The organism is Pseudomonas sp. DWP3-1-2 (assembly GCF_049896285.1).
GTDB lineage: Bacteria > Pseudomonadota > Gammaproteobacteria > Pseudomonadales > Pseudomonadaceae > Aquipseudomonas.
This window is the reverse complement of record NZ_JAFCTZ010000001.1, coordinates 167837-194233: the sequence shown is the minus strand read 5'-3', so window position 1 is coordinate 194233 and position 26397 is coordinate 167837. Positions and strand designations below refer to the sequence as shown.

The following is a 26397-nucleotide window of genomic DNA, read 5'->3' as shown; positions in this document are numbered from 1 at the left end:
GCAGCTATAAACCATCAGGGGACGAGCACCGCTGCGCCGTCGAAACGCCCGGCACGAAGATCCGCAAGGGCTTCATTGGCTTGCGTCAACGGGTAGCGATGGGTGTGGGTGATGATGCCCATTCTGGGTACTTGCCGGAAAAACTCCAGGCCATCGCTGCGTGTCAGATTGGCAACCGACACCAGTTCGCGCTCCTGCCAGAGGAGCGAGTACGGGAAGCCGGGAATGTCACTCATGTGAATGCCCGCGCAGACCACGCGCCCGCCTTTGCGAACCGCTTTAAGGGCCAGCGGTACAAGATCTCCCACGGGCGCAAAGATAATCGCCACATCCAGTGGACAGGGCGGCAGTTGATTACAGTCCCCTGCCCACTCAACCCCCAGTTGCCGGGCAAAGCTCTGGGTCGCCAGATCCGCAACGCGCGTGAAGGCATAGACCGAACGTCCCTGCCATTGGGCAATCTGCGTCAGAATATGAGCCGCAGCGCCAAAGCCATACAGCCCGACGCGCTGCCCTGGCCCGCCGATTCGCAACGCCCGCCAGCCGATGAGCCCGGCACACAGCAATGGCGCAAGGGATTCATCGCTTTGCGCCTCGCCCAACGGGAAAACAAAATCTGCGTGAGCAATAACCGAGGTGGCAAATCCGCCATCCAGCGTATAGCCCGTAAACAAAGGTTGATCGCAGAGGTTTTCCCGCTCCATGGCGCAATAGGCGCAGGCCCCGCACGTATGCCCCAGCCAAGGCACGCCCACTCGCTCGCCGAGCGACAGGCCGCTGACGCCCGCGCCCATGGCGTCTACCCTGCCCACGATCTCATGGCCCGGAATGATGGGCAGATGTGGGTCAGGCAACTCACCCTCCACAACGTGCAGGTCTGTACGACAGACCCCACAGGCCGTGACCTTCAGACGAATCTGCCCCGGCCCAGGCTCGCGGTCCGGCAATTGCGTCCATTGCAGCGGCGTACCGATGCGATTCAAAACCATGGCATGCATGAGACGATCCTTACAGGGGTATTCACTGGATACCGGGTAAGTGGGCAGCGGTAGATTAGCGCGCGGCAGCAGCAAGGAGTTTGATAAATATCAACCCTTGCGAGCGTACTTCGGCGCCATAAGAAGGCATTAAAAAAACCCATAAAAAAAGCTCCCGGAGAATCTCCGGGAGCCAGAAGCGAAACCGCTTTTTATTAATCGTTATGGGTGACTTGTTATTGATCAGTAGAGACGATCGACCATACGCACTTCAGACTGGTGTTGCGTCTCGATCCATTCGTTTTTCAGGGTTTGCAAAACCCGGTTCATGAACACTTTATCAGCGGCGGCTTTCTTGCCAACATAGCCGTGACCACGACGGTAAGTTCTCAGACGCGCCCGCATTTCAGGGTGGCGTTTACCGAATTCGTTTTCCTGGCAATTCAGCGGCTCGATATGAACATCGCCCTCATTGCTGATCCACAATACATGGCTATCAAGGCTGTCTTTGCGCGAGGCGAACAGTTGAGCCAGTTCATCAATGGTGGGTTGTTTGTTCAAATTCATTTGAATGCTCCTTGACCGCTCGTCAACCGGGTTTAATTAGTTAGCTAATACACATGATCAATCGGCCAGTGGAATTGTGTCGCTGCATTTGCATGACATTCATTATCAAACAACGTGCAGATCCGGCCCATGAATAGATGCGTGTAGCCTTGATGAAACACTGCTGCGCATACGCACCACAACGAGAGGAGAAGTCGCTAGACGATTAATACAGGAGGCGATAACAGCGGCGACAACTAACAGTGACACGCTATTAACTTCACTGTTAACCACAAGCCTCATGAAGACGTCTCGCCAGCATCTCGGATCCAGTCACGCGATCATGCCAGGTCAGCCTCATCAATCTGCCTTGTGGGCAGCACACATCCGGGAACACCACGACGGCTCGTCGTGCATGTCAGAACACCCTTTACTGCTCTCCCGATCAGGGAGACAGCTGCATAATGCAAGGCGAAAGTTGATGCGTCAACACCTATGTAGTGATTTTTTTCGAGCACTACATATTTTCTGTTCTGACCGCTCAGTCATGGATTTGCCCTCCGCGCCGCGTCTGCGGCACGGGTCAGAGAACGGTCGTGGAGTCTTCGAGCATCTTGCGGACCTTCTCCAGGAGCACATTGAGCTTGAACGGCTTGATGACCATGTCCATGCGCTCCCCCAGAAAGCTTTGGCGATTAATCGCGTTTTCCGCATAGCCGGTCATGAACACCACCGGCAAATTATCTCGCCAGACGCGCGCTCGATCAGCCAGCTCCCGGCCGTTCATGTGGGGCAAGCCCACGTCAGAGAGCAGCAGGTCCACCGAGGGATCATTCTCCAGAATGAACAGGGCCGTGGCGACGTCACCGGTCTGAGTGCAGCGATAGCCGTTGTCCACCAACAGTTCGTTGACGAACATGCGCACCGATGCCGTGTCCTCGACAATGAGAATATGCTCCCCGGCACCTGGCTGGACCGGCAAGCTGGGTTCTGCTGGCGCAGGGAGAACATCGACAGCGGCGGGAATCATGAGCGTGACTTCAGTGCCGTGACCGGCAACACTGCGAATCAGCACGTCGCCACCGGACTGCCGGGCGAACCCATAAATGGTCGACAGCCCAAGCCCTGTGCCCTCCCCCAAGGGTTTGGTGGTGAAGAACGGATCGAATACCTTGTCGATAACGCTGTGCTCGATGCCGACGCCATCATCCTTGACCGACAAGGCGATGTAAGCGCCATCTGCAACCCGGGGATCGCCCTTGGAGTGGGCAGCGAAGGTCGTGACCTGCACGCTTCCGCCGCTGGGGAGTGCATCCCGGGCATTGATGACCAGGTTGAGCACCGCGCTTTCCAGCTGGCTGGAGTCCACCAACGCCACCGCTGAGTTGGAGGACAGGTCCAGGGTAAGCGTGATGCGCTTGCCAATGGTTCGACGCAGCAGGTCTTCAAGAGAGCGGATGTGTGCGTTGACATCAATGGGCCGGGCATCCAGCGGCTGCTGACGGGCAAACGCCAGTAACCGATGAGTCAGGGCCGCTGCGCTCATTGCCGACGTCAGGGCCGCATCTGCGTAGCGCTTGACCTTATCGGGACGACTTTCGTCGGTCCGCTTCTTGATCAGCTCGATGCCGGTGATGATACCGGTCAGCAGATTATTGAAGTCGTGGGCAATGCCACCGGTCAGCTTGCCGATGGCGTCCATTTTCTGCGCCTGCAACAACTGTGCTTCGGTGCGGGCGCGCTCGGCCACTTCATGGGCCAGCCGGGTGTTCACGCTGTCGAGCTGGCGCAGATGCGACTGTTCCCGCTGGCGATGCTCGGTGACGTCCTCCACGAATACCAGGCTCAGCTCTGGCGTTCGATAAGGTGATATCTGCCATTCGGTTTCACGCACCTCGCCTTTGACCAACATCAGCAGGGTGCCTCTCCAGCGCTCGCCCGCCTGCAGCCCGGCACGCAGTTGCTGGATAATCTCGTCCTGCCCCGCCACTAGGGAATTCAGCATCGTGTGCCGTGCGGTGCTCTGTTCAATCAGCCGCGCGAAAGCGTGGTTGCACTCATGCACATGGAGACTGGCGTCCATGACCGCAATCGGGGCGGAAATATTGACGAAAATCTCCCGGAAACGCGCCTCGCTGTCGCGCAGGGCATGCTCGGTGTCGCGCACCCGCAGCAGCGTGCGCAGTGTCGCCAACAAGACATCGGCGTCCACCGGATGCACCAGATAAGCATCAGCGCCCGCTTCAAGACCGTTGACGATATCCGCCGTCTGGATCGAGGCCGCCGAAACATGCACCACGGGCAACAGAGCGGTTCGACGCTCCGAGCGCAGCAGGCGCACGATATCGAAACCGCTCATGTCCGGCAGATTGACGTCGAGGATCAGCGCATCCGGGATTTCAGAGGCGATCAACGCCAGGCCCTCATTGCCGGAGCCGGCCTCGATCACAACAAAGTCGTGCTGTTCCAGACGTCGACGCAAGGCATAGCGAGTCGCTGCATTGTCATCAACGATCAGCAGGCGGATTTCACGCTTCATCGCCAGGCTCCCCGGCAATCGCCAGCGGGATAATCACGAAAAAAGTCGAGCCGACACCAGGCTCGCTTTGCACGCCCACTCGCCCGCCCAGCAACTCGGCAAACCGCTTGCACAGAGACAACCCAAGCCCCGTGCCGCGCCAGCGCTTTTGCAGCGGCGAATCGATCTGGGTGAAGTCTTCGAACAGTTTACTCAGCATCTCTGCGGGTATGCCAACGCCGGTATCACTGACCGCAAAGCGCACTTCCCGGGCGTTTTCCAGCCTCGCCGACACGCGCACTTCACCGCGTTGGGTGAACTTCAGGGAGTTGGAAATGAAATTGCGCAGGATCTGACCCAGTTTCTTGTCATCGGTAAACAGACGCGGCAAGCCGACGGGCTCTTCGAAAATAAGGTCCACCGACGACATATTGACGATCGGTCGAAACATGCCACGCAGGGCGGCGAACAAATCGAACATGTCAAACCACGCGGGCGAGATGGTGATGCGTCCGGCCTCGATCTTGGCCAGATCCAGAAGGTCATCCACCATGTCGGAGAGTTCACGCGCGGCACTGCTGACGAACGCCACCTGCTTCTGCTGCTCAATGCTCAGCGGCCCATCGACTTCGTCGGTCAACAGGCTGGAAATACTCAGAATCGAACCCAGAGGCGTCCTGAACTCATGGCTCATATAGGACAGGAAACGACTTTTCAGATCCGAAGCCTGACGCAACTCATCCGCCTGATTGTCGAGCTCGGCATAGAGCGCCAGAACACCTTGATTGGTCTCGTCAAGCTCAGCGCGCAGCGCGTCGACCTCGGCTTGCGCACGGGCAAGCTCAAGGATCAGTTCGTTCTGGCCAGCGGCGGACCACTCAGGCATGGGGATTCTCCAGGACAATCACTAAAACGGTCATATCATCACGCCCCCGGCAATAGTCGCGGTGCAAGACAGCCGCGATGACTGCCGGATGGCGGTACTCCAGTCCCGGATACTCGCGCAGATCCCACCGCGATTGCAGACCGTCACTGTACATGATTAGCAATTGGCCACCGACCTCGGGAAAATCGAAGGCCTGGGCTTTGCGAAATTGCAGGCCCACGATGCCGGGGTGGGAAGCCAGCCCCCGGGGTTTTTCCGCGCCAATCAAGGTAGCGCCAATATTGCCGATACCGACGAATCGCAACGAATCGTTTACCCCGTCGAATTGGGCAACCGCGACCGCGCCGCCTCGTGTGCCGCGCATGGCGCGGTGCATTTCTTCCAGCGTGAAGGCCGGCGAAGTAAACGGCTGCCGAGCGAACGCCTTCTCACCTTCCCGCGCAGCATGCTCGGCGTCGGCACCATGACCCAGGCCGTCGATGACCAATGCACTGATCCAGCCGTCCCGGATTGCCAGCGACCAGACATCGCCACAGGCCGGATCATCGTGCAGCGAATGCTGGCTGACACCGAACCGGACATCCTTGATCGACTGCTCTCGCGGAAAAAACCGCGCCAGAACCACCGAGCCCCGCGCGTCGGAATGCACGTCAAACACATCAGCCTGACGGGAAACGGCCCCCAACCCGATGCCTTGGGTCCCCCCCGTGGAAACGCCGTCTTGCAGACAGTGATGGACATCAAAACCAGGGCCTCGGTCCACCGCAACGACTTCAATGCCGAACAACGCCGGGGAAGAGAAGGTACGCAAATGCAGCTCCCCCCGTGTTGCATGCTTGAGCAGATTGCTGGCCAGCTCCGTGGTCACCAACGCCGCGCGTCCCCCATCCACTTCAGACAAGCCCAGCGTATCGGCAAGCTGCAGGACGGTGCGCCGGGCATGACCCACCTGGCTGCTGTCTTCAATCAACAAAACCTGCGTGAGGCTGCTGCGCAGATTCATGTCCATCGCGTGATCGTTACCCGGGTGCCTGCACCTGGCGCGGTGTCCAGTTCAAACTCATCCACCAGCCGCTTGGCGCCGGTCAGGCCCAGCCCCATGCCTTTGCCGGAGGTCCAGCCATCGGTCATGGCCAGTTTCAAGTCCGGGATGCCTGGGCCTTCGTCACGAAAAGTGATGCGCAGCCCCGTGCGCAGATCGTCGTCGAGGATTTGCCAATCCATGTGCCCACCGCCGCCGTACACCATGGTGTTGCGCGCCAGCTCACTGACCGCCGTGACCATCTTGGTCAAGTCGATCAAGCGCATGCCGCACTCCTGAGCGAGCTTGCGCGCCAACTGACGCGCCTGCACCACATCCTGTTCGATCAGCACAGGCTGGGAACCCTCGCTTCGCACGGTCATTGTGCGGGCGCCCGCTCGTGAAGCAATTTCATGCCGCGCTCCACGTTGAGCGCCGTACTCACCCCCGGCAAGGTCATGCCCAGTTCGACGAGCGTAATCGCCACGGCGGGCTGCATGCCCACCAGCACGGTTTCGGCGTCCATGATGCGCGACAGTCCGGAAATCGTACCGATCATGCGGCCGATGAACGAATCGACAATATCCAGTGCCGAGATGTCGATGAGCACACCCCGGGCCGACGTCTTGCTGATGAGCTCGGAGAGGTCATCCTGCAGGTTCAGCGCAAGCTGGTCATACATGTCCACTTGAATCGTGACGAGCAGGTACGCGCCCATCTGCAGAATCGGAATACGTTCCATGGCTCTAAACCGCCTTGGTGACGGTCAAACCGAGACGACGCAAAGCCAAGGCCAGGGCATCGGCAAGATTGGCCTTGGTGACCACACCCTGAAGATCCAGCCCGAGGTGCACGATTGTCTGGGCGATTTGCGGCCTCACGCCGCTGATGATGCAATCGGCACCCATCAGGCGAATGGCGGTCACGGTTTTCAACAAGTGCTGGGCCACCAGCGTATCGACGGTTGGCACACCGGTGATGTCGATGATGGCGATCTCTGAGCCGGTGTCGACGATGCGTTGCAACAGCGATTCCATGACGACCTGGGTGCGCTGAGAATCCAGCGTGCCGATCATGGGCAGTGCCAGCACGCCGTCCCACAACTTCACCACGGGGGTGGACAGTTCCAGCAGCTCTTCCTGCTGGCGCTTGATCACCGCTTCCCGGGATTTCTGAAAGGTACGAATGGTGTGCATGCCCAAGGCATCAAGCAACTCGGAGATCTCCAGCACCTGTTCGGCGAGCAGCGTCGGGCTGTCTTCGTACTCGCTTTGGAGCATCGCGAACAACGGACCTTTAAACGAGAAAATGAAGCTGGCGGTCTGCTGGGAATCCTGGCCGCTGAGTGCACGGCTGTGGGACAGTTTTTCCAGAAAATGACGAATCTCGTCCCAATCGCTGCCACCCAATGACTGATGGCTGCCTTTTTCGGCGACCGAGATCAGCAGACGCAAAAAGTCGCCAGCCTGCAACTTGAGATCGTCTTCTTTGATATTGCGAGTTGCACCGCTGGCTTCCAGGCCGGAGAGCCACTTGGATGTCAGCCCGGCCTGAGACGTCTTCATTGCTTCAACAGTACGCTGTTGCAGTGCTGCCATGTTCTTGAACTCCTGAAACAGTGCGGTCTTCGCAGCCAGGCTGGAAGAGAAATGAAGGCTTTTCAGCGCTAATCACGCTCGTTGCGCGGATTCTCTACACTTTGCGCTGAATTGCAAGCTCAGCCACAGATCGTGCTGTCAGCGTTGAGTAACAAACTTGCCGGGCTATTCAAATAGATAATGAAACGGAGAAATTGGATGAAAAATACGGCTTTCTCATCCGACTGAATAGCTATGCATTTGGTTTAGACCGGATGGGCTTCGAATCCGCTGACAATCCCGCTTCGGGGTCGGACCGGCGGTTGATTGAACAGTCAACCCGTCTGGATCGCCGACTCGCATTCCTCGTGGGCTCCTACAGGCAAGGCAAGAGGACCGTTGGCTGCCCGCGAAGGCATCAATTCAGGTGGGGTGCTTCGGAGGACGTACGGGCCTCTTCGCCGGTCTTCTCAGGCAGCTCGCGGCCGGGTTCTGTAGGCGTTCGCCGAGGGACCGGCTTTAGCCGGAAAAGGGTATTTCAGGCGATGCAGATGCAGCGCACGCCCTGGCCTCTTCCCGGCTGAAGCCGGTCCACGAGGTGAGCAATCATTCCGGGATGAAGCCGACCTGATGGAGAATAGATTTGCGTTTGAACTATCGTGAAATAAAAAACGGCGCCGCCCCCGAAGGTGCGGCGCCGTTTGGTGTGGCAATTACTTGGCAGTGAAAGCCGAGTAGCTGTTCATCAGGTTGCGGTAGTTCGGGATGCGCGGCGACAGCAAATTGGCCAGGCCTTCCATGTCGTTACGCCAGTCGATCTGCAGCTCGCACGCCACCGAGAACCAGTTGACCAACTGGGCACCCGCGGCGCTCATGCGTGCCCAGGCGGCCTGTTGCACGGTTTCGTTAAAGGTACCGGAAGCGTCCGTCACGACGAACACTTCGAAGCCTTCTGCCAGTGCCGACAAGGTCGGGAACGTGACGCAGACGTCTGTTACAACGCCCGCGATAATCAGCTGCTTGCGACCCGTGGCTTTTACAGCCTTGACGAAATCTTCGTTATCCCATGCGTTGATCTGGCCAGGACGCGGGATGTACGGCGCGTCCGGGAACAGTTCCTTGAGTTCAGGAACCAACGGACCGTTGGGGCCACTTTCGAAGCTGGTGGTCAGGATGGTCGGCAGTTTGAAGAACTTGGCCACATCAGCCAGGGCCAGGACGTTGTTCTTGAATTCGTTGGGTTGGAAATCCTGAACCAGGGAAATCAGGCCGGTCTGGTGATCCACCAGCAAAACGACTGCATCGTCTTTATTAAGGCGTTTGTAGGGGGTGCTCATGGTTGACTCCTTTTGGATTTACGGATGTCTGCTGTCGCGGGCGGTTTCGCCCGCGACTTATTCAGGTGCCCGCAGGCACGATCAGAATGCGAAACACGAACAGCCAAACGCGCCCCAGAACCCCTGGAAGTCGCTGACCGGAACGCTCGACATACGCGCGCGTTCGTGACTGTGAGCGTGGACCGTGCAAGGGCCGGCGCATTGGTGCACCTGAGCCTGCATCGGTGAATGTTGCCGCCAGTGACCGGGCACTTTGACCACCGGCGACCAGTCCGGCAGCACGGGAACGCTGGGCGGCGCGAGTTTTTCGAAATCGCCGCTGCCGTACACCACTTTGCCGTCCACTACAGTGAGCACCGACTCAATCCACTTGATGGATTCCTCATCGACGCTGAAGTAGTCCGCAGACAAGGCCACCAGATCGGCCAACTGGCCGACCTTGATCATGCCCTTCTTGCCCTGCTCGGACGAAAACCAGGCGCTGCCGTGGGTGAAGAGTTCCAGCGCCAGATCACGGGACAAGCCTTCCGGGTATAACGCCAGACCACCGACCGTGCGGCCGCTGACCATCCAGTACAAAGACGTCCACGGGTTGTAGCTGGAGACGCGGGTCGCGTCGGTGCCAGCGCCTACCGGCACGCCCTCGGCCAGCATGCGTTTGATCGGCGGCGTGTGCTGGGCAGCCTTGGCGCCGTAACGCTCGACGAAGTATTCACCCTGGAACGCCATGCGGTCCTGAATCGCGATACCGCCACCCAAGGCCCGAACGCGCTCGATATTTTGGGGCGAGATGGTTTCGCAGTGATCGAAGAACCACGGCAAGCCGTTGAACGGGATATCGCGGTTAACCTTCTCGAACACATCGAGCATGCGGGTGATGGATTCGTCATACGTGGCGTGCAGGCGGAACGGCCAACGGTGCTCCACCAGATGCCGCACCACGGGCTCCAGGTCTTGCTCCATACCGGCGGGTAAATCCGGCCGTGGTTCGAGGAAGTCTTCAAAGTCGGCGGCGGAAAACGCCAGCATTTCCCCGGCGCCGTTGTGGCGCAGGAAGTCGTCGCCCTGATGCAGATTGACGGTGCTGGTCCAGTTCTTGAAATCCGTCAGTTCTTCTTTGGGCTTTTGGGTGAACAGGTTGTAGGCGATGCGCACAGTCAGCTGTTGTGCCTTGGCAAGCTCTTCGATGACGGCGTAGTCGTCCGGGTAGTTCTGGAAACCACCCCCGGCGTCGATGGCGCTGGTGACACCCAGGCGATTGAGTTCACGCATGAATTGACGGGTCGAGTTGACCTGATACTCAAGCGGCAGCTTCGGACCTTTGGCCAGGGTCGAATACAGGATCATCGCGTTAGGCTTGGCCACCAGCATGCCGGTGGGATCGCCGTTGGCATCACGTACGATTTCACCCCCTGGCGGGTTTGGCGTGTTGCGGGTGTAGCCGGCGACGCGCAGCGCGGCACGGTTGAGCAACGCACGATCGTACAGGTGCAGCACGAATACCGGGGTATCCGGTGCCGCCTGATTGAGTTCTTCCAGGGTCGGCATGCGTTTTTCCGCAAACTGGAACTCGTTCCAGCCGCCCACTACGCGCACCCATTGCGGGGTCGGTGTGCGGTCGGCCTGATCCTTGAGCATGCGCAAGGCATCGGCCAACGAAGGCACGCCTTCCCAGCGCAGTTCCAGGTTGTAATTGAGGCCGCCGCGAATCAGGTGCAAATGGGAGTCGTTGAGGCCAGGGATCACTGTGCGCTTTTGCAGGTCGATGACCTGTGTCCCGCTGCCGCGCAGCGCCATCACTTGCGCCTCGCTGCCCACCGCGACAAAACGGCCGCCGCTGATGGCTACGGCGCTGGCCGTCGGGTTTTCACGGTCGACAGTATGGAAATGTCCGTTGTACAGAATCAGCTCGACATTCATGACGGTTCCTTCGGGCGAAGAGTGTGAGGCGCTGGCATATCCAGCGAATGGCAAAGAGGGAATAGCGCGGCCGCAGCGCCGAGCAGCGTGCCTTGGGCGACGAAACGCCGCCGTTTCAGGTCTGTGTCGTCGTTCATGACGTCATTTGTCTGGGCGGTCAGCGCGTGGGGCGTTGAGCCACGGCGCAAACAAACGGGTTGCCGCCGGCATCAGCAGATAAACCACCAGAACAACGATGGTCACGGTGACCAGTGCGGTGCTGACGACATAGTGGGCAAGAAACGGGCTCAACCTGAAAACCGGGTGCCACAACAGCGGGATCAGCAAGGTCAACGGGCAGATCACCAGAAAAGTCACGCACGCTTGTTTCCAGCGCGGCGGTGGCGGATTAGAGGTTTGTGAGGCAGGTGTGAACCAGAATTCGTTGTGGGGGTTGACCTCGGTTTGATCGCCGTCGGCGAGCATCGGCCCGGCCTCTTCAACCAGTCGGCGGCGCTCCTCGGAATCCAGCCAGCGCTGCATGGCGTCAGTGGAATGAAAGCGCAGCACGCAGGTAAACAACTGCAGGCCATCAGACAGGCTGCGGATCACATCCACGCCCAGGTGCCCCGGATAGCTGCCGGCAATCGATACAATACGTCGCAGCCAGGATTCATAGTCGGCTTCCCGCCCGGCCTTTATCCGGTGTTTGATGACCAGCGTGACGACTTCGTTGAATGTCGGCTGGCTGACCGCAGCCGCTTCGACTGCGAGAGAATGTGCATCAGACATAACGAACCGCTCCATTAAGACGTGCGTTGAGTGCCAGTCGTCCCGGCCCGCTAATAAACACGGCAGTAAAGATGATCAACAGCAACCAGCCGAACTGCCCTTCTTCCAGGCTCCATTGCGGATGGACGACCACCAGTGCCACCAGCAAAACGACGATGATCGGCAGGCATGACAGGCGCACGAACAGCCCGGCAGCGATAAAGATCGGGCACACCACTTCAGCGAAGATCGCCAGACTCAACGTCAGGCTTGCGCCCAGGTGAAAAGGGTCTTCGATGAGCGACAACTGCGCGTGAAAATCCAGCAGTTTGGGCAGCCCGTGAACGACCATCAGAAACACGGCTGCGCTCACCCGGAGAAACAGCAGCCCGATGTCCTGCGCGTTGCGTTCGAGAATCGGATTGTTCATGGCACCACCGACAAAGGAGAAAAAGGCCAGGCCGTAACAGCTAGCTGGCCAGCTCTGGGTTTGATAGTGCGCCGGGAGGTTCAGGCAGGAATTGAATGGATGTGCTTTCTTCGTCGTTCTGTTCGGCAATGGCGAGCAGAACGACGATGCGAACTAGGGGGCGACGTCCAGCGCCTGGGACATGAACTGACTGATCCGCGCGCGCAGCCAGCGCTCGGCGGGATCGTTGTCATGCACCCCGCTCCAGACCATGGACAACTCGGCTTCGTTGATGGGAAACGGCGGATCGTCAGCCCGTAAGGCGCAGCCTTCCACCAGCGCGCAGGCCGCGTAATCAGGCACAGTGGCGATCAGCTCTGTGTTCGCCAACAGCGCTCTCAGTCCATTGAATTGAGGAACAGCGAGCACCACCTTGCGCGCCCGCCCGACCTTCGCCAGGTCCAGGTCGATGTTGCCGCTCAGATCGCCGGAAAACGACACCATGGCATGGGGCCTTGCGCAGTATTCGTCGAGGGTCAACGCACCGGGTCGGGAATCACCACGCAACACCTTGCAGCCGATATCCCGGAGTTTCTTGCGCTTGGCGTTGGCCGGCAGGTCGGTGGTGTAACTGACGCCCACCGAGATTTCCCCGGACGCCAGCAAAGACGGCAACAACAGATAATTGGCGCGGCGCACCACCACGATGATGCCCGGCGCCTCCTCGCGCAGCTGTGTCAACAGCGGTGGCAGCAGCCCGAACTCAGCGTCGTCGGACAGGCCGATGCGGAACACGTCGGTGCTGGTGGACGGGTCGAAATCCTTGGCCCGGCTGACCGCTCCGGAAATGGTATCCAGCGCCGGCTGGATTTCTTTGAGGATGTCCAGCGCCCGTGCGGTGGGCTCCATGCCTCGGCCGTTGCGAATCAACAATGGATCGTCAAACAGATCCCGAAGCCGCGCCAGTGCTGCGCTCACCGCCGGCTGGCCCATGAACAGCTTTTCCGCGACGCGGGTCAGGTTGCGATCAAACATCAGCGCTTCGAAAATCACCAGCAGATTGAGGTCGACGCGGCGCAGGTCATTGCGATTCATGAAGGAAATCCAGGGCAAAGATAAAGGAAAAGCCAGCCAGGCTCATCTGCGCCTCAAGTAAGCATGGTCGATACAGCGCTGCCTTGTACGGGTGTGCTTTTGATTGGCTGACGGCCCCCGGAAGTTGCACTTCGTCATCGGGCTGGAACCGTCGCACTGCGGACATTGGCCCGCTCAGGCAACTTTGCGCACAGCCCGTCAATTCATGACGTCACCTTCCTGCCAGATTGGCGCTGGCTTGCCCGATATCGGGTTCAGCGTAGTCGCTTCACTGAAAAGGGCATGGATATGCGCAATCGTTTTACCTTGCTGACATCCCTGACGCTGCTGGCTTCAGGACAAGTCTGGGCTGTCGATGCTCAGGAGCCGCAGGGCTTCCTGGAGGATTCAACCCTCACGGTGTTATCGCGAAACTTTTTCCTGCAAAACGATTACCGCACCGGCCATGAGCAAAAAAACTACAAGCAGGAGTGGGCACAAGGTTTCATTGCCAATCTTCAATCCGGCTTCACGTCAGGTGACGTCGGCGTGGGCATTGATGCCCACGGCTTTTATGGTTTGAAGCTGGACAGCGGTCGGGGGCGTTCCGGCACCGGGTTATTGCCCCTGGACACCCAAGGCCGGGCCGAAGATGAGTATTCCAGCGCAGGGGCGGCGCTGAAGCTCAAATACTCACGGACCACGCTGAAGTTTGGCGAAATGGAAGTCCAGACGCCGGTCTTCGATACGGCCGACAAGCGCCTGCAACCTGAGTACGCCAGCGGATTTTTCCTCGACAGCCAGGAAGTCACCGGGGTACGGCTGGTGGCCGGACACTTCACGGCCTTCAAGAATCAGGATGCCTCAACCGCCCACGGTGATTTCCAGGGTTACGGCGCAACGACGCACAACGCCCGCATCAGCCTGGCCGGGCTGGAGCTGTCCGACGATGGCCCGCTGGGCGGATCGCTGTACGCCTCGCAGCTCTCGGACACGTGGCGTCAGTACTACGGCAACCTGCACTTCGCTCATCCACTGTCCGCCGATAGCTCAGTGCTGCTGGACAGCAACCTGTACCGCACCCTGGACACCGGCAACGCCAGGTCAGGCCCGATCAATAACACGGCATACAGTTTTTCCGGCAAATACCGTCTGGGGGTCCAGGCGCTGACCCTCGCCTACCAGAAGATCGACGGCGACACACCGTTTGACTTTGTAGGGGGCGACTCGACTTACCTGGCCAACTCCATTAAATATGCCGACTTCAATGGCGCGCATGAGCAGTCGTATCAGATACGGTATGACCTGGATTTCACCCCACTCGGCGTACCCGGCCTCACGTTCATGAGCCGCTATGTCACAGGTCGGCAGATCGACGGCACCCGAGCGCCTCAGGGCGGCGCTTACGATCCGTTCGATGACAGCACTGATCGCTACGTGCCGATTCAGGGTCGAGGCGGCCGACATTGGGAGCGCGATATCAACCTGAAATACGTCGTGCAATCAGGTCCGGCCAAGCACCTTTCCTTCGATGTTTCACAGGTTTCCCACCGAGCAAACCGCGCTCAGGCGGGCGACGACATTGACCGGTTATACCTGGTGGTCGAGTACCCGCTGGACTTACTCAAGTAATCACCCCGCCCGCTGGCTGGCGACCGGTAACGCCCGGCGCCAGCTGAACGGGGTCGAGCCTGTGATGCGGGTAAACACGCGGGTGAAATGGGACTGGTCGGCAAAGCCGCAATCCAGGCTGATGCGCGAGATGGTCAGTTGCGTGCCGGTCAACAGGCTTTTGGCCTTGTCCAGACGCACCTTCAGGAACCAGTCTCGGGGTGAGACCCCGGTGTTCTTCTTGAACGCCCGAGAAAAATGACTGCGCGACAGAGAACACTCCCGGGCGATCTGGGCGATGGACAGACCGCGATCCATATGGCTGACCATCATCTCCTTGGCCCGCCGCTCCTGCCAGGGTGACAGCGCCACTTTCTCGAACGGCTTGGGCTGCGCGGGCTGTTCGAAGCGCGTCGAAAGATGCGAACACAGCACCAGCATCGCCCGATCCACCGAGTCCTCGTGGTGACTTTGTCTGTTGCGAAGCGCTGGCACCAAGGAGCAGATCAACTGATACGCCAGAGGATCAAGACCCGACGACGTGGGTTCGCCGGATTCAGGCAGGCTGATACGCAGTGGTGCAGACTCATTGCGCGACCAGGACTTTATCAACTCATCCAGGGCAGATGAGAGATGCGCCAGGGTTTGCGGAAGCGGTAACTGAACGGCGCCTGACGACTTGATCCGGCGTAAGGGCGATTGACTGACTGCATTCATTACAGACTCTCCTGATCAAAGGGGTTGGTCAGGGTTCGAGTCTGGAGTGGTCATTCCTTAAAGTCCTTTTTCGGACATTAATCGTTCTGAAGCAGGCCGCCGCCTCCTGAGGCCAAGGGTCCGAATGCAAGCACCGCTTCAGAACATTTCAGATGTGTGCCGGGCATAAGGGTGCCCCCCCTGATAGTGAGTCGCTCTGCAGTGTCTTTACACCGGCAGGGTAAACACAAACACCGTTCCGCTGCTGCGCCCGGCGAACGCATAGAGGCCACCATCATGGGCTTCGATAATGGATTTGCAGATCGCCAGCCCCATGCCCATGCCTTTTTCCTTGGTCGTGTAAAAGGCATCAAACACCTGCCCGATAGTGCCCTCATCAATGCCTGCGCCATTGTCCTGAACGCTGACCACCACGTAATCGTTGTCCACCGTATCGCAACTGATCGATAACCGCCGCTCGCGGTCATTGACCTCGCTCATGGCGTCCACCGCGTTCATGATCAGGTTGAGGATGACCTGTTGCAGTTGCACCGCATCGCCTTGAATGCTCACCTGCGGTCCGCTGCTTTGGCGGACCAACAGGACGTGTTTGTGCTCGATTTCGCTGGCGGTCAGTTGCACCACACGGCGGATCACCTCATTGATCTGCAAGGGCTGCCGGCTGGCTGGCGTCTGTCTGGCCAGTGATTGCAAGGCCCGCACAATGTTCGCCGCACGTTGGCTGTCCTGAACGATATCCCCCAGCCCTGCCAGCGCCTCGGCAACCACCGGCTGTTCACGCGTCAGCCAGCGCACACTGGCACTGGCGTTGGTGATGATGGACGCCAGGGGCTGATTGATTTCATGGGCGATGGACGCCGCCAGTTCACCCATGATGGTCGCCTGGGAGACGGTGGCCAGTTCTGCGCGGGCGTGGCGCAGCGCCGTTTCGGTGGTGCGGCGCTCGGTGATATCGCGCGCGACCCCCACGAAGACGCCCCCGCCATCGGGTTCGCCGAGCAACTCCAGGTAGCGAACACTGCCGTCCTCCTGGACCAGGCGAAACTCATGCTGGAAAGCACTGCCGTTGCGCACGGCAAGCCTCAGCATCGCGGAAAAAGCGCTCCGGTCTTCGGGATGAATCCGCCGCTCAAGCTCCGGGAGGGACGGCGGCGTGGCCATCACGGGCAGCCCCCAGACCGCAAACAACTGGTCGGACCAGACCGACTCATCCTTGGCCGCGTGCCAGCGGAAGCTCCCGGAATGCCCGATCCGCTGGCCCAGCGCCAACGAAGCCTGGCTGGTGCGCAAGGCGGCCTCAATCTCCCGGCGCCGAGTGTTTTCTTCAACCAGTTCGGCGTACAGCCGTGCGGTTTCCAGAGAGATCGCTGCCTGCCCCGCCAGCAGCTCCAGCACCGTCGTGCGGTTAGCGGTAAACACCCCGGGCGCGAGGTTGTTTTCCAGATAAAGCACCCCGATCACCAGGCCCTGCTTGACCAGCGGCAGACATAACACCGATCGCACCTGGCGCGGGTGAAAGTAAGGATCATCGACGAAATCGCTGGCCGAGGTCGCGTCATCCAGCACCACCAACTGCCGCGTACGCATGACCGTATACAGCAAGGACAAGGGCAAATGCAGCGCCGAGGGGGTCAACACGGTCAGATCAATCTCGATACCGCTGTCCTGCGCCCGCCCGCGGGCGGATATCCGGGGCTGATCATCCTTGACCAGCAACAACAGCGCCTGCTGCGCGCCCGCGTGAAGAATCGTGTTGGTGAGCAGCGAACCTATCAGCCGGTCCAGAAGGATTTCCTCGGACAGTGCCTGGGACGCCTTCATGACCGATACCAGATCCAGCGTGTCGCGACCACCGGAAATGGTGATGGATGGACGGGACAGCGAAGCCTGTTCACGCAGAAATCCGGCCCGGGTTTCCAGTTGGGCCACTTTGCCATGCGCGCCCCAGCGCTGATAACAGTCCCGTGCGCTGCGCATATGGCTGCGCGCCGAGCTGAACAGCCCTCGAGCGTGATGACATTCCGCTGCCAACTCGTGGGCCAAGGCCTGTACGTGCACAAAACCCCCGTTGGCGGCTGCGGTAATCGACAATTCGTACAGGTCAAGCGCACGGAGTGCATCCCCGGCCACGCGGGCGATCTCTGCTTCGACCAGCAGCGCCTTATCCTTGAACACCTGCGGATTGAGGGTCGCCCAGTGGTTGAGCTTGTCCCGATGAGGCTCCATGGCCGACAGAACCGGGCCGACATCCACGGAGCGGTTAGCCACGGCAGCCAGGTTGAGGGCGCTGAAAAAGTGCAATTCCAGCAAATGCACATGAGCGGGCGTCGACCAGGCCAGTGCCTCGGCGTTTGCCAGACACCGAGTCGCGCCTGCGTAATCCCGGTACAGGTAGTTGGAAATGCCCTCGAACAACCACGACCAGAAGGCGACCGGCGTCATGGCGCTGTCACGGCCTGAAGGTTCCCGAGACAGACCTGGCGCACCGGCGGCATCGGGCTCGCCGACAGCGCCGATACGCAGTGACGCCACAAATCGCGCCTGGGTCAGCAACGCCGCTTCAACATCGCGAAAACGTGCCCGTCGGGAAAACTCCAGGCCGTTGTCCACTTCCTCTTGCACCCGCTCCAGGTATTCGCCCATGACCAGCAGGTCCGAGACGATATGGTTGCAGGCATAGCAACTCATGCTCAAATTGCCAGCGGTACGACTGCTGGCGAACGCTGCCCGTGCATAGTCCAGGCACTGGCTGAGGGGTCGAGTCCAGACACTGACCTGATCCAGTGCCACTAGCACCATACTTTCGGTTGCCGAATCCCTCCGACGCTTGACCAGTTCGTGGGCCAACTGAGCGTACTGCCCCCCTTCCTGATAGCAGCCCTGCTGCTGTGCAAGCACCACCCCGAACCACGCCAGCCCCGCCGCAGAGGCTGCGCACAGGCCGTAGTCGAGGGACAACTGGACCATTTCGCAGGTCACGACAAACAGCAAATCCTGATCAATGAACGACGCCGGAGCGATCAGGCTGGCAAGCATGCCCATGGCGGCCTCGAATGAAACGTCCTGCATCACCGGCAGATCGATCAGCGACACGAGGGGCCGAGCTCCCAGGGTGTGCAGCAGGCGTTGATAACGCGCCTGAACGTGTTCATGGCCGACCAGTTCGGGAATCCGGACACCGAACATCCGCAGCCCTTCAAGCGCGGTTGTGATGGCCTGGCGATAGGAAGACGAGAGCACCAGCAGTTCTACCTTGAGCTGGTAAACCGCACCGCGCTGCACCACTGAATCCACGTCGTCCAGCAACTGCCCGAGCACACGACTCGCCGGCCCCAGTTGTGCATCGAGAATCAGGCACTGCGCCTGCAGCAAACCGGTTTCAAAGCTGATCGTCGCGTCCTGCCGGCAGCCCTCCCGTTGCGTCAATGACCTGACCGTGGACAGGTAGCCCAATGCTGACTGGACAGCGGCAGCCTCCATGGCCTGGACCGTTGCGCGTAACAGCAGATGACTGAACGCCTGGATGTCCGCCTCGTCGAGCGCTTCAGTCCCCGTGCGCTGCACGTGGGAGGCAATGGCGAAAATCTGGTCTGTACGCCCTGCTCCCTGCAAATCGCCCAGGAGAACCCGGGCGATTCGTGCATGCTCAGCGGGCCGTGCCGCAGGCGACGTCAGGCGATAAGCCGATTCCTGGACACGATCATGACAAAAGGCAAAGCCATCACGGCTCCGGGTCAACAGCCCGGCTTGCACGGCAACCGCCAGATGAAGATGCAGTGAGCTTTCCGATGTGCCGCTGATGCGCGACAGGGTCCGCGTGTCGACGGCTGGCCCGATACACGCCATCTGCCCTAACAGGGCGCGTGTCCGGAACGGCAAGCGAGCCATTCGTGCCACCATCAGGTCAATCACGTTGTCGGCGCAACGATGACCGCCGATGGCCTCCAGATTCCAGGTCCAGCGTTGGCGGGTACAGTCCATCGCGACCAGTTGCTCATCGACCAGCGTGCGCAACAACTGGCCGATGAAAAACGGATTTCCGCCGGTTTTTTCATGGATCACCGACGCCAGCGGCAGACTCGCCGCCGGCTCACATTCCAGTGCCTGCCCGACCCACTGGGCCACATCCTCAAGCCCCAGGGCCATGACCGGGATTTCAGTCAGACGAGTCGGACTCTGGCGCAGCATCGCGAGAAAGGCCGAGAACCCGGGCATACGCTGGACCTCGGTGTCTCGATAGGCACCGATCAGCAGGATGCTCTGGTACTGACCCGCGCTGAACGAAGAAATAAAGGATAACGTCGCATCGTCCAGCCACTGCAAATCATCGAAGAACAACACCAAAGGTCGTTGCGGGCTGGCGAAGCTGTTCAGAAAACGGTGCAGGACAAAGTTGAACAGGTTTTGCGTTTCGTTGACGGGAAGTTCGGCGAGCGGCGGCTGCGGCCCAAGAATGAGTTCCAGTTCAGGTACCAGATTGGCGATCAACCGCCCATGGCCACACAGCGCGCTCAGAAGTTTCTCACGCCAGCGGTGCAGCGCGTCGCCGGACTCCCCCACCACCCGCATGACCAAGGATCGCAGCGCCTGGGCCAGCGAAGCGTAAGGCGTGTTGTATTGCGCCTGATCGAACTTCCCTGAAGCGAACAGCATCTGGTTCAACGCCAGATCCTGTTGTAACTGGCGCACCAGAGTGGTCTTGCCGGCGCCCGAATGGCCCGCGAGCAACAGCAGTTCACAGGTGCCAGAACGGGTGACCCGGGAAACCGCAGCGTGCAATGCCTGAAGCTCGTCGCTGCGGGCAATCAAGACCATGGGTTCATTGCCCTGAAACCGGTCACGCTGCACCGAAGGATCGAAGGTGGCGATGTGCTGAAACTCGCTCCATTGCGCCAGGCATTCGCGCAAATCCATCTCCAGCCGGAAGGCGCTCTGATAACGGTCCGCCGGGCTCTTGGCGACCAGCCTGAGCACCCGTTGGGCCAAGGGCAAAGGGATGGAATCACGCACGTGGCGTGGCGACGGCGGCTGCCGGGCCACATGGCAGTACACCCATTCAACGGCATCGCTGGCTTCAAAGGGTAACTGGCCGGTCAGCCACTCATAGAACGTCATGCCCAATGCGTACAGATCGCTACGCTCGTCAGCCTGGCGATCCACGCGCCGAGCCTGCTCAGGCGCCATGTACGCCAGCGTGCCGCAGATGGAATCCGTCACACCGTACGGATCACCCGTCTGCCGTTCTGCCGCCACGCCAAACCCTGTGAGGCGCACGCAACCGTCGCTACCCTGAATGAAATGGCTGGGTTTGATATCCCGATGCAGCAAACCGCTGCGGTGGGCCTGACTGACGGCATGGGCAGCACCGATGGCCAGACGCAAAAACTGGTGGATGGACAGGCTGCCGTCCGCGATTTCGTGCAGGTAGTTGCCACCCGGATCGCTGGACACCAGCAGCGGGCCGTCCGGCGTGTGCAGTAAGGCGAGTGGCTTCAGCGCCCAGCCCGGATCAAGACGCGCCGCCAATAAAAATTCGTGTTCGAGACGCCGAAAGCCACTCTCCACCATTCGATCCGAGCAGCGAGCCACCAGCCACGTCGGTGAGCACCCCGGGACATGCACCCGGTAATGATCAATCTCACCGTCGGCATACAAGAGTTCCCAGGAAAGCAGCGCCAGCCACTGCGGGCTGAACCCCTCAGGTTGCTGCTCAGGAAGGCCCCGCATGCTCAACGTCGGCTCCGCTCTGATGCCACTCATACGAGGTCCTTACGTGCTTAAACCGATTTTTCAATGGCCTGCTTTATTGAGTCGAGCAACGCTTGCTCGGAAAAGGGTTTACGCAAAAAACCCAAGGCACCGGCTTCACGTGTGCGCCGCACGGTCAATTCATCATCATGGGCGGACATACAGAAAACGCCAATGGGCTTGCCCGCCGCTTTTAAATGTTCAAGCACTTCGAGTCCCTGCATGCCTTTCATCTTGAGGTCGAGTAATACGCACTGAGCCTCGTCACTGGCAGAGGAAGCCAGGAACTCTTCCCCCGAAGCAAAGCCCACAGTGCCATAACCCAAAGACTTGAGAAGATTGCCAAGGCCATTTCGCACGGAAGCGTCGTCATCAACAACGCAGATGAGGATCATAGGCTCAACTTCATGACAGGAAAAGTGATGTAAAGAGAATACGCCGTTGATTCAAGGGCGTGGATTGACTCTTTGTATAATTGTGCTGTTTTTATTCAACTCATGGACACCTGACTGTTCCCACATCTTCACGAGTTCAATCAACGTTCTTGCATTCATCTTTGTCATGATGTGCCGCTTATGCACTTTGGCAGTGATTTCGCTGGTGCCCAGTTCATGAGCGATCTGTTTATTCATCTTGCCGGTGACCAGTTGCGCCATGACCTCGCGCTCACGGGGCGTCAGGGTTTCGAAACGACGCTGGGTGCTTTCGACTTCAACCCGCTCCGCCAGCCCGCGCTCATCGTGCTCAAGGGCCTGACGGACCACCTCAAGCAGCTGATCCGGTTCAAAGGGCTTGGTGAGGAACTCATGGGCGCCGGCCTTGATGGCCTTGACCGACATCGGAATGGTGCCGAACCCCGTCATGAAGATGATCGGAAAATGATGCCCGCGCCGCAGTAACTCCTGCTGCACGTCAAAACCGTTGGTGGCGGCCAGATTGACGTCCAGCAGCAAACAGGTGGGCTGTTGGATAAACGCCTGCTCCAGAAACTCCTGCGCCGTGGCAAAACAGTGCGTGCGCAGGTCTGCCGAGCTCAACAATCGGGTCAACGACGTGCGAATCGCGCTTTCATCATCGACTACATAAACCATGGGTGTCGCACTCATAAACAGTTATCCGCAGCTTCAGGCTACTGGCTTGTTGCCAGGACTCGTTGGTGGTTGCGGTGAAAATAATCGTCTTCCTGCTCGACATGGGCCGCCCGCAAGGTGGCTACCGAAGCCAGGGATGGGCTCGTCGGCACAGGATCGATAACAGAGCCCGACGAACCGCTTGATGCCTCCAGATCCGAAGCCTGCCTGTGCACGATGCAGGTCCGGGTCACGCCCAGAAGGCGATAAAACTTGAACGGCCCTTCGGTCAGGACAACCAACAACGACTTGAGGGCCAGACCGACGATGCAGTCCATGATCCGTGCACGTGAAATGTCCGGGGTCTGCGCCGCTTCACAAGCCTGATCCAGGGTAAACCGACCGTCAAGCAGGCTGATTCGGTCCAGCACCTGCCGTTCGTCGTGGTTAAGCAGGCGGTAACTCCATTGCACCGAGGCCTGTAAGGTCTGATGCCGAACGGGCACGCTACGCAAGCCCCCTGCCAACAAATGCAGGTCTTCACGCAAGCTGGCCGACAGCTCATAGAGACCCAGGGCCGAAGCGCGTGCAGCCGCCATTTCCAGTGCCAGAGGAATGCCGTCGAGGGTCCGACAGACGTCGGCCACCAGCGCGACGCTCTGGTCGTCAAGACTGTGCAGGTTATCGCAGGGAAAGCCGGAGTCCAGTGCGCGCAACCGGGTGAGGAACAACTGCGCAGCGCTGCTTTGGAGTATTTGCGCCCTGTCGGCGCCCTGTTCTGGCACATCCAGAGGCCCGACACTGAAGCTGCGTTCGCCATTGATGCGCAATGGCTCGCGGCTGGTGGCGAGGATTTTCAGGGTCGGGCAGCGCTGGGCAAGCTGCTCGCACAAGGTGGCGACGGCTTCGATCAGATGCTCGCAGTTGTCGATAATCAGCAACGGCGCTGCGTCATTGAGGCGATCGGCCACGACGTCAAGCAGCAGGTCCTGTTCGACCCCCTGCACATCCAGCGCACAGGCCAGCGCGTCAATCACCCGCTCGGGACAATTGAGCGGGCCCAGGGCAACGAAACACACCGATGTGGATTGCGTCACCGACAGTCGATGGGCAGCCGCCACCGCCAGAGACGTTTTGCCAATGCCCCCCGAGCCCGTCAGGGTCAGCATTGAACCGCTCTGCAACCCCTGACACACCTCATCCAGAGCTTTCGCCCGACCGATCAACATCACGTTATGGGGCAGATCGCTCTTGCGCAGCATCGGGCAGCCGAACGGGCTGGTCAGCGCGTGCTGCGCCGCACTGGCAGGCGAATGCCGAACTGCCTCCAATTCGCCACACATCAGCATATAGCCGCGACCTGGAATGGTTCTGATCAAGTCACGGTCGGTGCCCAGGGCCTTGCGCAACGCGGAGATATGAACCTGAAGGTTATTTTCCTCGACCACTGTCTCAGGCCAGACCCGTCTCAGAATCTCGTCCTTGGTGACCAGGCGGCCAGGGCAACCAATCAGCAGTTCCAGGATATCGAACGCTCGCGCGCCAATGCGCAATGGCGTCCCACACTTGAAGACTTCTCTTAGTTCCAGCGATACATGGGCCTGGCCGAGACTGATCATTTTATTCACGCTGTCCTTACGGTGTCGGTGATTTTCTGCCCGAAAGTCGTCAGTGCCTTGGGAATCAATCGTTATCAAATGGCATGCATCACTGTCGGTGAAGAGTATATAACCCGTAACACTCAACGACCGATATTATCTATAGGGATAGTTCGGGATGAACAGCGCCCTCAAACAACCGGACACCCGGTAATTGAAGTCAGCACAATAATACAAGTGCAGGGTTATTTAACTTGATCCCCCGAACCGGTCACTTTTTCCAATAGCGCAGGATCTTTCGTAATATATTGCCGTATTACACGCGCTAAAATCAGCACGGATTGCAAGCTGACCGCGCTGACCTGGATGGAATACGGATGGACAAACTACTGGCACTGAAGATGTTCATCGAGACAGTCGACGCCCGCGGATTTTCTGCGGCAGCCCGCAAACTGGAACTGGCCCCCTCGTCAGTGACCCGAATGATCGACGCCCTTGAAACCGAGTTGGGCGCCGCGCTGCTCAATCGCTCCACCCGCCAAATCACCCTGACCGAGGCCGGTACCGTCTATTACCACAAGGCTCGCAAGGTGCTTGAAGATGTGGCCGACGCCGATGCGCTGATCATGGATCGAGGCGACGAGCCGACCGGACAGTTACGCGTCTGCGTGCCGGTGGAGTTCGGTCGGCGGCTGATTGCCCCTCATCTGGGGCGGTTTCTGCTTCGCTATCCGCGACTGGAGCTGGACATCACCCTGAGCGACGATCTGGACGACTTGCTGGGTGGTCGCTTCGACGTTGCCATTCGCCTGGGTGCCGCTGCGCCCAACGACGAGTTCATTTGCCGCAAGCTGGGTGATTTCACCCGCTGGGTGGTGGCCAGCCCGGCCTATCTGGCCGAACACGGTGAGCCGTTGACCCCCGATGATTTGCTTGATCATTGCTGTTTGCGCTTCAACTACGCGAACCTGCGACAGGTCTGGACCTTCAACCGGGACGGCCAGGCACAGCCAATAGAGATCAAGGGACGCCTCAAGAGCAGCAATGCCGATGTGCTTCGTGAAGCCACACTGTCCGGTACTGGCATTGCATTGCTGGCCGACTGGCTGGTAGCGGCCGACGTGGCACGCGGCGCCCTGACGCGACTGCTCAGCGCCTACGAGGTCAACCCGGATCAGTCCCGCACGGCGATCAACGCGCTGTATTTGCCCAATCAACGCGGATCGAAACGCGTCGAAGCCTTCATCGGGCTCATCAGCGCAATGCTGAGTGAGGGCACGTGAACGCAGCGGTTGTGCGTTTTATGCAACGGGGTGTTGCGCGGGCGATGGATTCTCCAAGTCAGCCCGTTGGCCTACTGTGCCGTACAGGCCGGTTCCGTGCGGAACCCTTCCCAATCACTGACATGAGCCCACGAGCATGACTCCTTCGAGCGCTACGTCCCTGCAAGCCCACCCCACACTCACCCGCAGCCTGGTGTTGCTGTTCGCCTTCTGCTGCGGGGCCATTGTTGCCAATATTTACTACGCGCAACCTATCGTCGAGCTCATTGCCCCGGACGTTGGTTTGTCTGCCCACAGCGCCAGCCTGATCGTCTCTCTGACGCAGATCGGCTACGCGTTGGGGTTACTTTTTCTGGTCCCGCTGGCCGATCTTCTGGAAAACCGCAAGCTGATGATCGGCACCGCTGTCATCGCCACCGGCAGCCTGCTTGCCGCCAGCCTGAGCCAGCACCCCAACGGTTTCCTGTTGATTTCCCTGCTGATCGGCCTCAGTTCGGTGTCGGTCCAGATGCTCATCCCGCTGGCCGCCCATCTGGCGCCGGAAGAAACCCGCGGCCAGGTGGTCGGCAATATCATGGGCGGCCTGCTGCTGGGCATTCTCCTGGCGCGCCCCATTTCCAGCCTGATCGCCGATCACTTCGGCTGGCGTGCGGTGTTCATGAGCGCATCGGTGGTGATGCTGTCGATCATTGTGGTGCTGGCCCTGACCATTCCCAAACGCACCCCCGATCACAAGGCGAGCTACGTTCAACTGCTCGGCTCCTTGATCACGCTGCTGCGCAAGCATTCGGTGCTGCGCCAGCGCGCGCTTTATCAGGGCTTGTTGTTCGCTGCGTTCAGCCTGTTCTGGACCGCAGCGCCTATCGAGCTTTCACGCCACTTCGGCCTTTCGCAGACGCAAATCGCACTGTTCGCGCTGGTGGGGGCCATTGGGGCCATCGCCGCGCCGATTGCCGGTCGTCTGGCGGATGCCGGCCATACGCAGCGCGCCTCACTGGTCGCACTGACCGTGGCGCCCATTGCTTTCCTGGTGGGTCTGACGCTGCCGGGCTATACCGTCATCGGGCTGGCAATCACCGGGGTCCTGCTGGATTTTGCCGTGCAGTTGAACATGGTGCTGGGCCAACGTGCCGTTTACGCACTGGACCCCGCCAGCCGTGGCCGCCTGAACGCGCTGTACATGACCAGCATTTTTATCGGCGGCGCCGCGGGTTCCGCACTGGCCAGCAGCCTGTATGAACAGGCCGGTTGGCACGGGGTGGTGCTGCTGGGCGCTGGCTTGCCGCTGATCGCGCTGGGCATTTTTCTGCTGGCCGGGCGAGGCCTCAAGGGGCCGCAATAAACGCCTGCCCGGT

At 59.6% G+C, this 26397-nt stretch carries 21 protein-coding genes; 3 read left to right on the top strand and 18 right to left on the bottom strand.

From position 1 onward, the window contains the following. Positions 1–14: 14 nt before the first annotated feature. The 13 genes from ACP7B0_RS00920 to ACP7B0_RS00860 all read right to left on the bottom strand — a co-directional run bounded on the left by ACP7B0_RS00920 (position 15) and on the right by ACP7B0_RS00860 (position 13036). The gene (locus ACP7B0_RS00920) at positions 15–998 is read right to left on the bottom strand and encodes a zinc-dependent alcohol dehydrogenase family protein (RefSeq protein ID WP_426139022.1); all 984 of its coding nucleotides are present in this window, start codon (positions 996–998) and stop codon (positions 15–17) included. Positions 999–1220: 222 nt separating this feature from the next. After that, the gene (locus ACP7B0_RS00915; protein WP_426139021.1) at positions 1221–1544 is read right to left on the bottom strand and encodes a hypothetical protein; all 324 of its coding nucleotides are present in this window, start codon (positions 1542–1544) and stop codon (positions 1221–1223) included. Between the two features lie 562 nt (positions 1545–2106). Further along, positions 2107–4062: a response regulator gene (locus ACP7B0_RS00910; RefSeq protein ID WP_426139020.1), complete on the bottom strand. Its 1956-nt coding sequence runs from the start codon at positions 4060–4062 to the stop codon at positions 2107–2109. Next, positions 4052–4927 (bottom strand): sensor histidine kinase, encoded by an 876-nt coding sequence (locus ACP7B0_RS00905; RefSeq protein ID WP_426139019.1) that lies wholly within the window; start codon positions 4925–4927, stop codon positions 4052–4054. Before ACP7B0_RS00905 ends, ACP7B0_RS00910 begins: the two co-directional genes overlap by 11 nt. Next, entirely contained in the window at positions 4920–5936 is a 1017-nt protein-coding gene (locus tag ACP7B0_RS00900; RefSeq protein ID WP_426139018.1) for an ATP-binding SpoIIE family protein phosphatase, read from the bottom strand. Before ACP7B0_RS00900 ends, ACP7B0_RS00905 begins: the two co-directional genes overlap by 8 nt. Then, positions 5927–6331, bottom strand: coding sequence for an anti-sigma regulatory factor (locus ACP7B0_RS00895; RefSeq protein ID WP_426139017.1), 405 nt, complete (start codon positions 6329–6331; stop codon positions 5927–5929). Before ACP7B0_RS00895 ends, ACP7B0_RS00900 begins: the two co-directional genes overlap by 10 nt. After that, positions 6328–6690 carry an STAS domain-containing protein gene (locus tag ACP7B0_RS00890; RefSeq protein ID WP_426139016.1) on the bottom strand — a complete coding sequence of 121 codons (363 nt, stop codon included), beginning with the start codon at positions 6688–6690 and terminating at the stop codon, positions 6328–6330. The genes ACP7B0_RS00895 and ACP7B0_RS00890 overlap by 4 nt, the downstream gene beginning before the upstream one ends. A 4-nt stretch (positions 6691–6694) precedes the next feature. Further along, the gene (locus tag ACP7B0_RS00885) at positions 6695–7546 is read right to left on the bottom strand and encodes an STAS domain-containing protein (RefSeq protein WP_426139015.1); all 852 of its coding nucleotides are present in this window, start codon (positions 7544–7546) and stop codon (positions 6695–6697) included. A gap of 692 nt (positions 7547–8238) precedes the next feature. Further along, positions 8239–8862 (bottom strand): isochorismate family cysteine hydrolase YcaC, encoded by a 624-nt coding sequence (gene ycaC / locus ACP7B0_RS00880; RefSeq protein WP_426139014.1) that lies wholly within the window; start codon positions 8860–8862, stop codon positions 8239–8241. Between the two features lie 81 nt (positions 8863–8943). After that, the gene (locus ACP7B0_RS00875; protein WP_426139013.1) at positions 8944–10782 is read right to left on the bottom strand and encodes an amidohydrolase; all 1839 of its coding nucleotides are present in this window, start codon (positions 10780–10782) and stop codon (positions 8944–8946) included. Between the two features lie 141 nt (positions 10783–10923). Then, positions 10924–11553, bottom strand: a complete 630-nt coding sequence (locus ACP7B0_RS00870; protein ID WP_426139012.1) for an antibiotic biosynthesis monooxygenase — start codon at positions 11551–11553, stop codon at positions 10924–10926. Beyond that, positions 11546–11962, bottom strand: coding sequence for a DoxX family protein (locus ACP7B0_RS00865; RefSeq protein WP_426139011.1), 417 nt, complete (start codon positions 11960–11962; stop codon positions 11546–11548). Before ACP7B0_RS00865 ends, ACP7B0_RS00870 begins: the two co-directional genes overlap by 8 nt. Before the next feature lie 153 nt (positions 11963–12115). After that, a complete protein-coding gene (locus ACP7B0_RS00860) occupies positions 12116–13036 on the bottom strand; it encodes a LysR substrate-binding domain-containing protein (RefSeq protein ID WP_426139010.1) in 921 nt (306 codons plus the stop codon). Between the two features lie 288 nt (positions 13037–13324). On the opposite strand from ACP7B0_RS00860, the gene ACP7B0_RS00855 reads away from it, so the two are divergent. Next, the gene (locus ACP7B0_RS00855) at positions 13325–14647 is read left to right on the top strand and encodes an OprD family porin (RefSeq protein ID WP_426140034.1); all 1323 of its coding nucleotides are present in this window, start codon (positions 13325–13327) and stop codon (positions 14645–14647) included. Here the strand turns inward: ACP7B0_RS00855 and ACP7B0_RS00850 are convergent, their stop codons facing one another. From ACP7B0_RS00850 to ACP7B0_RS00830, 5 genes are all read right to left on the bottom strand, one after another. Further along, a complete protein-coding gene (locus ACP7B0_RS00850) occupies positions 14648–15343 on the bottom strand; it encodes a helix-turn-helix domain-containing protein (RefSeq protein WP_426139009.1) in 696 nt (231 codons plus the stop codon). 207 nt (positions 15344–15550) lie between these two features. Continuing rightward, positions 15551–21103, bottom strand: coding sequence for a trifunctional serine/threonine-protein kinase/ATP-binding protein/sensor histidine kinase (locus ACP7B0_RS00845; RefSeq protein WP_426139008.1), 5553 nt, complete (start codon positions 21101–21103; stop codon positions 15551–15553). A gap of 17 nt (positions 21104–21120) precedes the next feature. Continuing rightward, positions 21121–21486 (bottom strand): response regulator transcription factor, encoded by a 366-nt coding sequence (locus tag ACP7B0_RS00840; RefSeq protein ID WP_426139007.1) that lies wholly within the window; start codon positions 21484–21486, stop codon positions 21121–21123. Between the two features lie 51 nt (positions 21487–21537). Further along, entirely contained in the window at positions 21538–22197 is a 660-nt protein-coding gene (locus tag ACP7B0_RS00835) for a response regulator transcription factor (protein ID WP_426139006.1), read from the bottom strand. A gap of 23 nt (positions 22198–22220) precedes the next feature. Then, positions 22221–23780 (bottom strand): ATP-binding protein, encoded by a 1560-nt coding sequence (locus ACP7B0_RS00830; protein WP_426139005.1) that lies wholly within the window; start codon positions 23778–23780, stop codon positions 22221–22223. Between the two features lie 356 nt (positions 23781–24136). Here ACP7B0_RS00830 and ACP7B0_RS00825 point away from each other — a divergent pair, with 356 nt between their 5' ends. Both ACP7B0_RS00825 and ACP7B0_RS00820 read left to right on the top strand, forming a co-directional pair. After that, complete coding sequence (locus ACP7B0_RS00825) at positions 24137–25042, top strand: LysR family transcriptional regulator (protein WP_426139004.1); 906 nt, start codon at positions 24137–24139, stop codon at positions 25040–25042. Positions 25043–25178: 136 nt separating this feature from the next. Beyond that, complete coding sequence (locus ACP7B0_RS00820) at positions 25179–26384, top strand: MFS transporter (protein WP_426139003.1); 1206 nt, start codon at positions 25179–25181, stop codon at positions 26382–26384. Positions 26385–26397 lie beyond the last annotated feature (13 nt).

Bases quoted from the DNA above. Each gene is read 5' to 3' on its own strand.
- ACP7B0_RS00890 (WP_426139016.1), bottom strand. From the start codon at position 6,690: ATGGAACGTATTCCGATTCTGCAGATGGGCGCGTACCTGCTCGTCACG.
- ACP7B0_RS00920 (WP_426139022.1), bottom strand. From the start codon at position 998: ATGCATGCCATGGTTTTGAATCGCATCGGTACGCCGCTGCAATGGACG.
- ACP7B0_RS00860 (WP_426139010.1), bottom strand. From the start codon at position 13,036: ATGAATCGCAATGACCTGCGCCGCGTCGACCTCAATCTGCTGGTGATT.
- ACP7B0_RS00855 (WP_426140034.1), top strand. From the start codon at position 13,325: ATGCGCAATCGTTTTACCTTGCTGACATCCCTGACGCTGCTGGCTTCA.
- ACP7B0_RS00885 (WP_426139015.1), bottom strand. From the start codon at position 7,546: ATGGCAGCACTGCAACAGCGTACTGTTGAAGCAATGAAGACGTCTCAG.
- ACP7B0_RS00825 (WP_426139004.1), top strand. From the start codon at position 24,137: ATGGACAAACTACTGGCACTGAAGATGTTCATCGAGACAGTCGACGCC.
- ACP7B0_RS00820 (WP_426139003.1), top strand. From the start codon at position 25,179: ATGACTCCTTCGAGCGCTACGTCCCTGCAAGCCCACCCCACACTCACC.
- ACP7B0_RS00905 (WP_426139019.1), bottom strand. From the start codon at position 4,927: ATGCCTGAGTGGTCCGCCGCTGGCCAGAACGAACTGATCCTTGAGCTT.
- ycaC (WP_426139014.1), bottom strand. From the start codon at position 8,862: ATGAGCACCCCCTACAAACGCCTTAATAAAGACGATGCAGTCGTTTTG.
- ACP7B0_RS00910 (WP_426139020.1), bottom strand. From the start codon at position 4,062: ATGAAGCGTGAAATCCGCCTGCTGATCGTTGATGACAATGCAGCGACT.
- ACP7B0_RS00900 (WP_426139018.1), bottom strand. From the start codon at position 5,936: ATGGACATGAATCTGCGCAGCAGCCTCACGCAGGTTTTGTTGATTGAA.
- ACP7B0_RS00830 (WP_426139005.1), bottom strand. From the start codon at position 23,780: ATGATCAGTCTCGGCCAGGCCCATGTATCGCTGGAACTAAGAGAAGTC.
- ACP7B0_RS00840 (WP_426139007.1), bottom strand. From the start codon at position 21,486: ATGATCCTCATCTGCGTTGTTGATGACGACGCTTCCGTGCGAAATGGC.
- ACP7B0_RS00865 (WP_426139011.1), bottom strand. From the start codon at position 11,962: ATGAACAATCCGATTCTCGAACGCAACGCGCAGGACATCGGGCTGCTG.
- ACP7B0_RS00845 (WP_426139008.1), bottom strand. From the start codon at position 21,103: ATGAGTGGCATCAGAGCGGAGCCGACGTTGAGCATGCGGGGCCTTCCT.
- ACP7B0_RS00915 (WP_426139021.1), bottom strand. From the start codon at position 1,544: ATGAATTTGAACAAACAACCCACCATTGATGAACTGGCTCAACTGTTC.
- ACP7B0_RS00870 (WP_426139012.1), bottom strand. From the start codon at position 11,553: ATGTCTGATGCACATTCTCTCGCAGTCGAAGCGGCTGCGGTCAGCCAG.
- ACP7B0_RS00895 (WP_426139017.1), bottom strand. From the start codon at position 6,331: ATGACCGTGCGAAGCGAGGGTTCCCAGCCTGTGCTGATCGAACAGGAT.
- ACP7B0_RS00875 (WP_426139013.1), bottom strand. From the start codon at position 10,782: ATGAATGTCGAGCTGATTCTGTACAACGGACATTTCCATACTGTCGAC.
- ACP7B0_RS00835 (WP_426139006.1), bottom strand. From the start codon at position 22,197: ATGAGTGCGACACCCATGGTTTATGTAGTCGATGATGAAAGCGCGATT.
- ACP7B0_RS00850 (WP_426139009.1), bottom strand. From the start codon at position 15,343: ATGAATGCAGTCAGTCAATCGCCCTTACGCCGGATCAAGTCGTCAGGC.